This is a genomic window from Kocuria himachalensis (assembly GCF_054784195.1).
Genome location: NZ_BAAGPL010000015.1, coordinates 86,328 through 98,008, shown reverse-complemented (window position 1 = coordinate 98,008; position 11,681 = coordinate 86,328). Strand labels below are relative to the sequence as shown.

The following is an 11,681-nucleotide window of genomic DNA, read 5'->3' as shown; positions in this document are numbered from 1 at the left end:
TCCGGGCCTTTCCCGTGCGTTCACCGGGTGTCCACGCAACCCGGGGCGGACGGGTGGGCCGGCTCGGTAGACTCCCGGTCGTGACGACAGATCGGTGCGTGCCATGAGCCAGTGGCTGGCCGTCGCCCTGGCGTTGCTCTCGGCCGTGTGCCTGGCCGTCGGGACGCAGCAACAGGGCAGCGCCGTGGCCGACATCGCGCACGGACGGCTGGGCCTGGGCAGCATCCCGGTGCTCCTGCGCCGTCCCCGCTGGTTGCTCGGGCTGACCCTGCTGGGCGTCGGCACCGGGCTCAACGTCACGGCGCTCGGACTGGCCACCGTGACGGTGGTCCAGCCGATCGGCGTCGTGGCCCTGGTCATCACCACGCTGCTGCACGCCCGGCACCGCCGGCTGCGGATCAACCGGCGCACCTGGACGGCGATCGGGCTGTGCACCGCGGGCGGTGCGGTCTTCGTGACGTGCGCGGTGGCGGCGACCGACCCCGCCCAGGGCATCTCGCAGTGGGCCGAGCGCACCGTGGTGGTCATGCTCGTGGTGCTGACCTGTGTCCTGGGGGTCTCCGCGGCGATGTTCGGCCGGAGCCTCGGCGGGACCTTCTACGTGGTGGGGGCCGGCATCCTCTACGGCTTCGTGGCGGTGCTCGTGCGGCTGACCCTCATCCGCATCCAGGGCAGTACCGGGACGCCCCTGGACGACGTCAACTGGCTCGCCGTGGGCACCGCCGTCGTCGCGGCCGTGCTGGGCGGGTGGTTCGTGCAGACGGCGTTCGCGGCGGGACCGCCGGACCTCGTGATCGCGGGTCTGACCGTGATCGACCCCATGGTGGGCGTGCTCTTGGGGCTGCTGGTCCTGGGCGAGGCGGTGCCGGACTTCTCCGTTCCCGTCGGGGTGCTCATGGCCGTGGCCGGCGGCATTGCTATAGTCGGGGTCGCCGTGCTCTCGCAGCACCACCCGGAGGTGCTCGAGCGCCGCGCCGAGCTCGCACGGCAGGACCGGGCACAGCATGCTCCAGGATCCTCCGCACCGCCGCCCGCATCACCAGACCGCCCAGCACACGACCGACCGGGAAGACCCGCTTGAGCGCCCACACCGCGACCGCCGACCGCCCCCTCACTGTCCTCCTGGGCCCCGAGACCTATCCGCCGGACGTCAACGGAGCCGCGCAGTTCGCGCACCGCCTCGCCCGGGGCCTGCACGAGCAGGGCCACCGGGTGCACATCGTGTGCGCCCGCCCCGGACCCGGACCGTCGTCCGTGGCCGATGACGACGGCGTGGTCGAGCACCGCCTCCGTTCCCACCGGGCCTTCACCCACCCCTACTTCCGCCTGTGCTTCCCGTGGCAGGTCGCCGGGGAGATCCGCCGTGTGCTGGACGAGGTGCGCCCCGACGTCGTCCATGTCCAGTGTCACTACATCATCGGCCGGCTGCTGGTGCGGGAGGCCGGGCGCCGGGGCATCCGCACCGTGGGCACCAACCACTTCGTCCCCGAGAACCTGGAGCCGTTCCTCCCGTTCCCGGCGTGGGTGCTCAACCGCTACCGTGCGGTGTCGTGGCGGGACATGGTGCGCGTGTTCGGCGCCTGCGACGTGGTGACCGCCCCCACCCCGCTCGCGGTGGACGACATGCGCCGCAACGGCTTCCCCGACACCGTGCTCGCCGTGTCCAACGGGATCCGGATCGCCGACTACGAGGCCCACGACGGTGAGCGGCGGCAGCCGGCCGGGCACCCGACCGTCCTGTTCGCCGGCCGGCTGGCGGTCGAGAAGAACGTGGACGTGCTCATCGAGGCCTTCTCCATGCTGCCGGCCGAGCTCGACGCCCGCCTGGAGCTCGTGGGCGACGGCGAGCAGCGTCCCGCGCTCGAGAAGCTGGCGCGGGCCCTCGGGGTGGCCCAGCGGGTCCGCTTCCTGGGCTACGTCCCCGACGAGGACCTGCGCGCGGCCTACCTCCGGGCCGACGTGTTCTGCCAGCCGGGCACGGCCGAGCTGCAGTCGCTGGTCACCCTCGAGGCGATGGCGGCGTCCCGGCCCGTCGTCCTGGCCGACGCGCGGGCCCTGCCGCACCTGGCCGACGACGGTATCAACGGTTGGCTCTTCACCCCCGGCGACGCGCAGGACCTGGCGCGCAAGCTCGCCCTCGTCCTCGGAGCCCCGCCCGAGGAGCGCCGGAGGATGGGCCGCGAGAGCCGCCGCAAGGTCGCGCAGCACAGCTTCCCGCGGACCCTGGAGACGTTCCTGCGGCTCTACCGCGGCGAGCACGCGGAGCCCGCGCGCGCCCGGGCCGCGGGACCGCGACGGATCCGGACCAGGCTGGCCTCGCTCGTGCGGTAACGTGGTGCTGCGCCGCCGGGCCCGTTCCGGCGCGGGGCCGTAGCTCAGCTGGTCAGAGCAGAGGACTCATAATCCTTCGGTCGTGGGTTCAAGCCCCACCGGCCCTACCCGTCACCCCTTCCACCGTGCACCTGCCGGTGGGAGGGGTGCTCCTGTCCGCCCGGCCCGCCCACCGGGTGCGCGTCCCCCGCGGATGTGGTGCACTGGTGGTCCGATCCGCGCACCACCCACCGAGAGGACGCCGAGATGAGCCGCCGCACGCCGTGGAGTCTCCTGTCCGTCGCCGCCCTGGCGCTCGCCGCCCTGACCGGCTGCGACACCACCTCCGAAGAGGTCGAGCAGGGCGCCGACGAGGTCCAGCAGGAGGTCGAGCAGGGCGCCGACCAGGTCCAGGAGGGCGCCAAGGACGTCGTCGAGGAGGTCGAGCAGGGCGTCGACGACGCTCAGGACGACAAGGGCTGAGCGGCCGCGCGCAGCGTCTCGGGCACGGGCAGCAGCACCGACGGCTCGAGCGCGCCGACGAACTGCAGCGGGTTGACGTACTCGCCGTCCCGGCGCACGCCCCAGTGCAGGCACGTCCGCGGGCCGCAGTGGTCGCGGCCTCGCAGCACGCCCACGACCTGACCGCGGCGCACCCGGTCCCCGGCGACCAGGACCGACTCGACGGGCTCGAAGCTCGAGCGCACGCCCCCGCCGTGGTCGAGGGTGAGCACCGGGCGGTCCACCACGAACCCCACGAAGCTCACCGTTCCCGCCGCCGGGGCGTGCACGGCCGCGGCCGGGGCGGCGTCCAGGTCCATGCCCCGGTGGCCCTGCGCCCACCGTTGGGCGGGCGGAACCCACTCGCCGACCACGGCCGGCCGCGGTGACAGCGGCCACGCCCACCCCTGCGCCGCCGAGCCGGGGGAGGGGAGTGCGGCCCCGAGCACCAGCGCCAGCACCAGCGCCCCGACCGGGACGGTGCCGGACCGCACCGTCCCGAACCGCACCGTCCCGGACCGCACCGTCAGGATGTGCGGCGGGCGCAGGCGTCGGGAACGCGGGAAGGACCGGACGGGCATGCTCCCACTGTGGAGCCCCGGTGCCGGGTGAAGTGCCGCCCCGTACCGTGCTGTGGACGCATCCGGAGCTCCTCCGGCAGCCCCGGCCGTGTGCAGGGCGGACGAGGCCCTGTAGTACACTTGACCCCGCAGTGTGCTCTGACGCGCCCTCGTGGCGCGCCCTCGCGACCCTCCCGGACCCGGCCCCGACGCCGGAGCCGACGGCGCGGAGGAGAGCAGCTGACTTCGCGCGCAGCGCCGCCGGGACCTCCTGTCCCGGTCCGGCCGCCCCGGTCCGCGACCCCGTCCCGACGGGGTGCGGCACGGCGGTCGGGGAACGGACCCCACAGGGTCCGCCCACCGCTGCGCCAGGGGCTCGTCCGCCGGACGCAGCCGAGAACCGAACCCGCGGGCCGGGCGTCGTCGCACGCCCTCCCGCACGAGAGACCAGGAGACGACATGTCCGTCGTTACCATGCGCCAGCTCCTCGACAGCGGCGTGCACTTCGGCCACCAGACCCGCCGCTGGAACCCGAAGATGAAGCGCTTCATCTTCACCGAGCGCAACGGCATCTACATCATCGACCTCCAGCAGTCGCTGTCCTTCATCGACCGCGCCTACGAGGCCGTCAGGACCACCGTGGCCCACGGCGGCACCATCCTCTTCGTCGGCACGAAGAAGCAGGCCCAGGAGGCCATCGCCGAGCAGGCCACCCGCGTGGGCATGCCCTACGTGAACCACCGCTGGCTCGGCGGCATGCTCACCAACTTCGCCACGGTCTCCAAGCGCATCGAGCGCATGAAGGAGCTCGAGGAGATCGACTTCGACGACGTCGCCGGCTCGCAGTACACCAAGAAGGAGCTCCTGCTCCTGCGCCGCGAGAAGGAGAAGCTGGAGCGCACCCTCGGCGGCATCCGCAACCTCACCAAGGCCCCGTCCCTGATCTGGATCGTGGACACCAAGAAGGAGCACCTCGCGGTGGACGAGGCCCAGAAGCTGGGCATCCCCGTGGTGGCGATCCTCGACACCAACTGCGACCCCGACGAGGTCGCCTTCCCGATCCCGGGCAACGACGACGCCATCCGCTCCGTCAATCTGCTGACCCGAGTGATCGCCGACGCCGTGGCCGAGGGCCTCATGGAGCGCCACAACAAGAAGTCCGGCGGCGCCGACCAGGCCGCCGAGCCGATGGCCGAGTGGGAGCGCGAGCTGCTCGAGCAGCACGCCGCCGAGCAGACCGCCGCGACCGAGGCCCCGGCCGAGACCGCCGCCCCGGCCGAGACCGAGACCGCCGCCGCGACCGAGGCCCCGGCCGAGACCGAGGCTCCCGCCGAGGCCGCTGCTCCGGCCGAGACCGAGACCGCCGCCGAGTAGTCTCCGTCCACCGTCCGTTTCCCCCGGCGGGGCGTCGTCCCCGCCCGAGGCCGGCCGGGGTGGGTCCACGCCCGCCCCGGCCGGCACCACCGACTGAGTGAGGAGTTTCCATGGCGAACTACACCGCCACTGAGATCAAGGCCCTGCGCGAGCGCACCGGCGCCGGCATGCTGGACGTCAAGAAGGCGCTCGACGAGGCCGACGGCGACCTCCAGAAGGCGCAAGAGATCATCCGCGTCAAGGGCCTCAAGGGCGTCACCAAGCGCGAGGGCCGGGCCACGGCCGAGGGTCTCGTCGCCGCGCGCGTCGAGGGCACCGTCGGGTACATGGTCGAGGTCAACTCCGAGACCGACTTCGTGGCCAAGTCCGCCCCGTTCGTCGAGTTCGGCAACAAGGTGCTCGACGCCGCGGTGGCCGCCGACGCCACCACGCTCGAGTCCCTCATGGACGCCCAGGTGGACGGCAAGGCCGTCTCCGAGCTCGTCACCGAGACCGGTGCCCTGCTCGGCGAGAAGGTCGTCGTCCGCCGCATCGCCCGCGTCGAGGGCGACAACGTGGCCGTCTACCTGCACAAGACCTCCAAGGACCTCCCGGCGCAGGTCGGCGTGCTGCTGGCCGTCGGCGGTGCCGACTCCGGGCAGGTCGCCCACGACGTCGCGGTGCACATCGCCGCGATGTCCCCGACGTTCCTCTCCCAGGAGGACGTGCCCGCCGAGACCGTCGAGTCGGAGAAGCGCGTCGCCGAGGAGACCGCCCGCGCCGAGGGCAAGCCGGAGAAGATCCTCCCGAACATCATCAACGGCCGGCTCAAGGGCTACTTCAAGGACGTCGTCCTGCTCGACCAGGACTTCGCCAAGGACTCCAAGAAGACCGTCGCCAAGGTGCTCGAGGAGGCCGGCGCGTCCGCCACGGCCTTCGCCCGCTTCCGCGTCGGCGCCTGACCGGTCCCGTCCGGGCGCCGGTCGCCCGCTCCCTCGAAGGAGGCGTTCCTGCTCTGCAGGGACGCCTCCTTCGCCGTTCCCGGCACCACCTGCGGCGACGCCCTCGAGGCCCCGGATGCGGGCGTCGGGGGGCAGGTGCGTTCTGTATGCTGAGGGAGGCCCGCCCCGAGCCAGCTGCACCCTCACGGGGCCGAGCCGGTCCACGCAGCTCCGTCGTCCCCGGGAGGAACCATGCCCACCACTTCTGCCTCCGAGATCAAGGACGAGGCCCTGCGCCTGAGCAGGGACCCCCGGGTCGCCCCCGCCCGCCGGCGCGTGCTGCTGAAGCTCTCCGGCGAGGTCTTCGGCGGCGGCTCCATCGGGGTGGACACGCGCGTGGTCCGTGACATCGCCGAGCAGATCGCGGCCACCGTGGGCCAGGTCGAGACCGCGATCGTGGTGGGTGGCGGCAACTTCTTCCGCGGCGCGGAGCTCTCCCAGGCCGGCATGGACCGTTCCCGGGCGGACTACATGGGGATGCTCGGCACCGTCATGAACTGCCTGGCACTGCAGGACTTCCTCGAGCAGTGCGGGGTCGACACCCGCGTGCAGTCCGCGATCAAGATGGAGCAGGTGGCCGAGGTCTACATCCCGCGCCGGGCCATCCGCCACATGGAGAAGGACCGCGTCGTGATCTTCGGCGCCGGCGCCGGGCTGCCCTACTTCTCCACCGACACCGTCGCGGCCCAGCGCGCACTGGAGGTCCACGCGGACGAGGTCCTCATGGCGAAGAACGGGGTGGACGGCGTCTACACCGCCGACCCCCGCACCAACCCGGACGCCCAGCGGCTGTCCACCCTCACCTACGGCGAGGCCCTCGCCCGCGACATCCGGGTCATGGACCAGACGGCCTTCAGCCTGTGCCGCGACAACGACGTGACGATGCGCGTGTTCGGCATGGAGGGCGAGGGCAACGTCACCCGCGCCATCCTCGGGGAGCAGATCGGCACCCTCGTCACCACGTGAGCCGGCGCGGGACGGCCCCCGGCTAGACTGGGGCCAGCACGGCCGGGCGGCGCGGTTCCCGCGCGCCCACCGGCCGAACCGACCCCGCGCGGAGGACTCCGTGCGACACGACGAAGGAGCCCCTACGTGATCTCAGAGACCATGTCCGAAGCGAAGACCAAGATGGGCAAGGCCGTGGACGGCGCCAAGGAGGACTTCGCCGCGATCCGCACCGGCCGGGCCAACCCCTCCCTCTTCTCGAACCTGCTGGTCGAGTACTACGGCACCCCCACCCCGCTCCAGCAGCTGGCCTCCTTCCAGAACCCCGAGGCGCGCACGCTGCTCATCACGCCGTACGACCGCACCGCGCTCAACGACATCGAGAAGGCGCTGCGCAACTCGGACATCGGGGCGAACCCCGCCAACGACGGCAACGTCATCCGCGTGGTCATGCCGGAGCTGACGCAGGAACGGCGCAAGGAGTACGTCAAGGTCGTCGGCCACAAGGCCGAGGAGGCCCGCGTCTCCGTGCGCAACATCCGCCGGCACGCCAAGGACCAGATCGAGAAGGTCGTCAAGGACGGCGACATCGGCGAGGACGAGGGCAAGCGCGCCGAGAAGGACCTCGACGCTGCGACCAAGAAGCACATCGACCAGATCGACGAGATGCTCAAGAACAAGGAAGCGGAGCTGCTGCAGGTCTGATGCCGGACCAGCCACGACCGCACCAGGAGACGAAGGCTTCCCCGGGAACCGCCGGGGGGGCCTTCTCCCCACGTGCCCGGCCGGCGCCCGCCCCGGCCGGCACCGCGACGACCCCGGGCACGCCGGGGCGCCGGCACACCGCGCCCTCGCGCGCCGGCCGCAACCTGCCGGCCGCCGTGGGCGTCGCCGTGGTGCTCATCGGGACCCTGCTCGTGGGGCTGTTCGTCCAGCCCCTCGTCCTGGCGCTCTTCGCCGGGACGGCCGCAGGGATCGGCGTCTGGGAGGTGGGCCGGTCGCTGCGCTACCGCGGCATCGTCATTCCGCGTGTCCCGGCGGTGACCGCGGGCGTGCTGATGCCCCTCGCGGCGTTCGCCGGGGGCGGCGAGGCGCTCATGATGGCCGTGATCGTCGGGCTGACGCTCGTGATCGTCTGGCGGGCCCTGGGGGACCGGGACGGCATGATCCTGTCGATCATGGGCTCCGTCTTCGCCCTGGTATGGGTGGGTTTCCTGCTCAGCATCGCCCTGCTGCTCTACCACACCGACTCGGGCCCCCTGAAGGTGCTCACCGTCATGCTGCTGGCCGTCGGCTCGGACACCTGCGGCTACGCCGTGGGAGTGGTCTGGGGCCGCCACCCCATGGCACCGCGGATCAGCCCGAAGAAGTCCTGGGAGGGCTTCGCCGGATCGCTGGGCGGCTCGGTGCTGATCGGCGTCCTGTGCGCCGTCCTGCTGCTCGACCACGCCTGGTGGGAGGGTGCCGTGCTCGCCGCGGTCCTCGTCCTCGCCGCGACGCTCGGCGACTTCTCCGAGTCCATGGTCAAGCGCGAGCTGGGGATCAAGGACATGGGCACCCTCCTGCCCGGCCACGGGGGAGTGATGGACCGCATCGACTCCATCCTCTTCGCCGTCCCCGCCGGGTACCTGCTCTTCGCGCTCTTCGCCGCGAGCGCCTGAGCCGGGCGTCCAGGACCCGCTGCCCATGACCCCCGAACGCCCAGGAGCCCCGCCCGCCACCGCCCGCATCCCGCGGTGCGCCGAGGCGGAGCGCGGGTACGACGTCGCCCAGGTGGACGACTTCCTGGCCGCCGTGCACGCGGCCCTGCAGGACGCCCCGCACGGTCCCGGACCGGAGTACGGGTCCGGGACCGTGCTCAGCACGCAGGTGCGCGCGGCCGTCTTCGCCGGCGCGCGGGGCGGCTACCGGCCGGAGGCCGTCGACGAGGTGCTGGACGCGGCCGAGGAGTCGCTCGCCGCGGCCGAGCGCGAACGGTGCCTGCGCGCCCGGGGCCCCGAGGCCTGGCAGCAGCACCTCGACGCCCTCACCCGGCTCCTCCGGAACCGTCTCGACCGGCCGCGCACCCAGCGGTTCCGGCGGCCCTCCCGGCCACGGGCCCAGGGCTACTCCGCGGCCCACGTGGACGTGCTCTGCGAGCGCCTCGGCGCCCGGCTGACGGATGCCGCCCCCCTCGAGCCGGCCGAGCTGCGCCGGGCCGTCTTCCCGCCCGCGCAGGGCGAGCGCAGCTACGAGGAGCAGCAGGTGGACGCCTTCCTGGACCGCGCCGTCCAGCTGCTCCTGGCCTCCCGCTGAACCGGGCCACCCGAAGCGTCTGTGTATACAGGCTGCACCGGGTGCCGTCCAGAATCACCCTTCCATGTCGTCCCTGACCCCGAAAAAGCAACTTCTGGGTGTTTGACCTTGCTCCTGTGCATACAACGGCCTAGTGTGGGCCACATCACATGAGGAGGTAGCCCATGTCCAACCAGCCACCCATCGACGCCGACGACCTCGTCGCCGACGTCGACTTCCCCGCGGCCCAGCGGTCGCCAGAGTTCCAGGAGCTGCGGAAGACCCACCGCGGCTTCGTCTTCCCGCTCGCCATCGCCTTCCTGGTCTGGTACCTGCTGTACGTGGTGCTCGCCATGTACGTGCCGCAGCTGTTCGCCGTCCAGGTCATCGGCAACGTCAACCTGGGCGTGGTTCTGGGTCTGCTCCAGTTCGTCACGACCTTCGCCATCACGGGCGCCTACGTGTCCTTCGCCAACCGCAAGCTGGACCCGAAGGCCACGGCCATCCGGGAGCGCCTCGAGCCCTCTGTCGGAGCCCCCCGCGGCGTCCACGGACAGGAGAACTGACCGATGCACCACCTGCACTCCGCGCTCGCGCCCATGACCGCCACCACCACGGAGACGGTCGGCACGCCCTGGATCAACATCTCCATCTTCGGCGCGTTCGTCGTCGTCACGATGGTCATCGTCCTCCGCGCCTCGAAGTCCACCTCCACGGCCGCCGACTACTACGCCGGCGGCCGCGGCTTCAGCGGCACCCAGAACGGCCTGGCCATCGCGGGCGACTACCTCTCGGCGGCGTCCTTCCTGGGCATCGTGGGCGCGATCGCCCTCCAGGGCTACGACGGGTTCCTCTACTCGATCGGCTTCCTCGTGGCCTGGCTCGTGGCGCTGCTGCTCATCGCCGAGCTCCTGCGCAACACCGGCAAGTTCACGATGGCCGACGTGCTGTCCTTCCGCCTGCGCCAGCGCCCCGTGCGCGTGGCGGCCTCCATCTCCACCCTCGCCGTGTCCGCGTTCTACCTGCTGGCCCAGATGGCCGGCGCCGGTGCGCTGGTGTCGCTGCTGCTGGGCATCGGTTCGAAGGCCGGGCAGTCGCTCGTCATCGTGGTCGTGGGCGTGCTCATGATCGTCTACGTCCTCGTGGGCGGGATGAAGGGCACCACCTACGTGCAGATCATCAAGGCCGTGCTCCTGGTCACGGGCGTGGCCGTCATGACCGTCTGGATCCTGGCGCTCTACGGCTTCAACTTCTCCTCCCTGCTCGGTGACGCGGTCGCGGTCTCCGGCAATCCCGCCATCCTCGAACCGGGCCTGAAGTACGGCGTGAGCGAGACCAGCAAGCTGGACTTCATCTCCCTGGGCCTGGCCCTCGTCTTCGGCGCCGCGGGCCTGCCCCACGTGCTGATGCGCTTCTACACGGTGCCCACCGCCAAGGAGGCCCGCACCTCCGTGGTCTGGGCCATCTCGCTGATCGGCCTGTTCTACCTCTTCACCCTGATCCTGGGCTTCGGCGCGGCGGCCCTCATCGGCGCCGAGCGGATCCAGGCGGCCCCGGGCGGCGTGAACTCCGCGGCCCCGCTGCTGGCCTTCGAGCTCGGCGGATCGCTGCTGATGGGCATCATCGCGGCCGTGGCCTTCGCCACGATCCTCGCGGTCGTCGCCGGCCTGGCCATCACCGCCTCCGCCTCCTTCGCCCACGACATCTACACCAGCGTGATCAAGAAGGGCGACTCCGATCCCCGCAAGGAGCTGAAGGTCGCGAAGACCACCGTGGTGGTCATCGGCCTGGTGTCCATCGCCGGCGGCATCGGCGCGCAGGGTCAGAACGTCGCGTTCCTCGTGGCGCTCGCCTTCGCGGTCGCGGCCTCGGCGAACCTGCCGACCATCCTGTACTCCCTCTACTGGCGGCGCTTCACCACCCGCGGCGCGGTCTGGTCGATGTACGGCGGCCTGATCATCTCGGTGGGCCTCATCATCTTCTCCCCAGTCATGTCCGGCACCGAGACGTCGATGATCCCGACGGCCGACTTCGCGTGGTTCCCGTTGCAGAACCCGGGCATCGTCTCGATCCCGGCCTCCTTCCTCCTCGGCTTCATCGGTTCCATGACGGAGCGCCGTCTCGAGGACCCGGTCAAGCAGTCCGAGATGGAGGTGCGCTCCCTCACAGGCATCGGCGCGGAGAAGCCCGTCGCCCACTGACGGATTCTCCGCTCCCACCTGGGAGGATGTCCGGCCCGCCCGCAGCCACGGCTTCCGGCGGGCCGGTCCGTGTCCGGGGACACACGTCGATTCGCCATCGAGAACAGACAGGGGGCTGACCGTCGGCTAGGGTGATGGACAGAAGCAACCTCAGGGTATTCCAGGGATACTCGCCGGTTGCGTACAATGAAAGTCCCTCCCGGGACGGATAAGGAGCCATCATGGGAATCATCAGCTGGATCATCCTCGGCCTCATCGCCGGTGCCCTCGCCAAGCTCATCATGCCGGGCAGCCAGGGTGGCGGCATCATCGTCACCATCGTCCTCGGCATCGTCGGGGCCCTCCTCGGAGGCTTCCTGGGCTCGCTGATCGGCATCGGGGACCTCGAGTCCGCGTTCGACATCGGCACCATCATCACCGCCGTCGTGGGAGCCCTCATCGTGCTCTTCATCTGGGGCGCGGTCTCCGGCCGCAAGGGTCGCGCCACGCGCTGACCCGACCCCGTCGGTCGCCGAGGCCCCGTCCACCGTTTCCGG

General features: G+C 71.6%; 13 protein-coding genes and 1 tRNA gene. 13 read left to right on the top strand and 1 reads right to left on the bottom strand.

All coding sequences use genetic code 11. The features are described from left to right. Positions 1-103: 103 nt before the first annotated feature. The 4 genes from ACYVM4_RS09725 to ACYVM4_RS09710 all read left to right on the top strand — a co-directional run bounded on the left by ACYVM4_RS09725 (position 104) and on the right by ACYVM4_RS09710 (position 2,793). A complete protein-coding gene (locus ACYVM4_RS09725) occupies positions 104-1,081 on the top strand; it encodes a DMT family transporter (protein WP_368820688.1) in 978 nt (325 codons plus the stop codon). Beyond that, complete coding sequence (locus ACYVM4_RS09720; protein WP_460668389.1) at positions 1,078-2,331, top strand: glycosyltransferase; 1,254 nt, start codon at positions 1,078-1,080, stop codon at positions 2,329-2,331. Before ACYVM4_RS09725 ends, ACYVM4_RS09720 begins: the two co-directional genes overlap by 4 nt. 33 nt (positions 2,332-2,364) lie before the next feature. Next, positions 2,365-2,438 (top strand) — tRNA-Ile (locus ACYVM4_RS09715). 139 nt (positions 2,439-2,577) lie between these two features. Further along, a complete protein-coding gene (locus tag ACYVM4_RS09710; protein ID WP_368820686.1) occupies positions 2,578-2,793 on the top strand; it encodes a hypothetical protein in 216 nt (71 codons plus the stop codon). Here ACYVM4_RS09710 and ACYVM4_RS09705 read toward each other — a convergent pair. Then, positions 2,775-3,392: a M23 family metallopeptidase gene (locus ACYVM4_RS09705; RefSeq protein WP_460668388.1), complete on the bottom strand. Its 618-nt coding sequence runs from the start codon at positions 3,390-3,392 to the stop codon at positions 2,775-2,777. The two genes, ACYVM4_RS09710 and ACYVM4_RS09705, sit on opposite strands and share 19 nt — an antisense overlap. Before the next feature lie 438 nt (positions 3,393-3,830). On the opposite strand from ACYVM4_RS09705, the gene rpsB reads away from it, so the two are divergent. The 9 genes from rpsB to ACYVM4_RS09660 all read left to right on the top strand — a co-directional run bounded on the left by rpsB (position 3,831) and on the right by ACYVM4_RS09660 (position 11,639). Further along, entirely contained in the window at positions 3,831-4,745 is a 915-nt protein-coding gene (rpsB, locus tag ACYVM4_RS09700) for a 30S ribosomal protein S2 (protein ID WP_368820684.1), read from the top strand. A 110-nt stretch (positions 4,746-4,855) separates the two neighbouring features. Further along, complete coding sequence (gene tsf, locus ACYVM4_RS09695; protein ID WP_460668387.1) at positions 4,856-5,686, top strand: translation elongation factor Ts; 831 nt, start codon at positions 4,856-4,858, stop codon at positions 5,684-5,686. A gap of 231 nt (positions 5,687-5,917) precedes the next feature. Then, the gene (gene pyrH / locus ACYVM4_RS09690; RefSeq protein WP_460668386.1) at positions 5,918-6,691 is read left to right on the top strand and encodes a UMP kinase; all 774 of its coding nucleotides are present in this window, start codon (positions 5,918-5,920) and stop codon (positions 6,689-6,691) included. Positions 6,692-6,817: 126 nt separating this feature from the next. Beyond that, positions 6,818-7,375: a ribosome recycling factor gene (gene frr, locus ACYVM4_RS09685; protein ID WP_460668385.1), complete on the top strand. Its 558-nt coding sequence runs from the start codon at positions 6,818-6,820 to the stop codon at positions 7,373-7,375. Further along, complete coding sequence (locus ACYVM4_RS09680; protein ID WP_460668384.1) at positions 7,375-8,331, top strand: phosphatidate cytidylyltransferase; 957 nt, start codon at positions 7,375-7,377, stop codon at positions 8,329-8,331. Before frr ends, ACYVM4_RS09680 begins: the two co-directional genes overlap by 1 nt. A 25-nt stretch (positions 8,332-8,356) precedes the next feature. Then, positions 8,357-8,965, top strand: coding sequence for a DivIVA domain-containing protein (locus tag ACYVM4_RS09675; RefSeq protein ID WP_460668383.1), 609 nt, complete (start codon positions 8,357-8,359; stop codon positions 8,963-8,965). A 164-nt stretch (positions 8,966-9,129) separates the two neighbouring features. Further along, the gene (locus tag ACYVM4_RS09670) at positions 9,130-9,510 is read left to right on the top strand and encodes a DUF485 domain-containing protein (protein WP_460668382.1); all 381 of its coding nucleotides are present in this window, start codon (positions 9,130-9,132) and stop codon (positions 9,508-9,510) included. A gap of 3 nt (positions 9,511-9,513) precedes the next feature. Continuing rightward, the gene (locus ACYVM4_RS09665; protein ID WP_368820677.1) at positions 9,514-11,145 is read left to right on the top strand and encodes a solute symporter family protein; all 1,632 of its coding nucleotides are present in this window, start codon (positions 9,514-9,516) and stop codon (positions 11,143-11,145) included. A gap of 221 nt (positions 11,146-11,366) precedes the next feature. After that, positions 11,367-11,639 carry a GlsB/YeaQ/YmgE family stress response membrane protein gene (locus ACYVM4_RS09660; RefSeq protein WP_017834137.1) on the top strand — a complete coding sequence of 91 codons (273 nt, stop codon included), beginning with the start codon at positions 11,367-11,369 and terminating at the stop codon, positions 11,637-11,639. Positions 11,640-11,681: the final 42 nt, after the last annotated feature.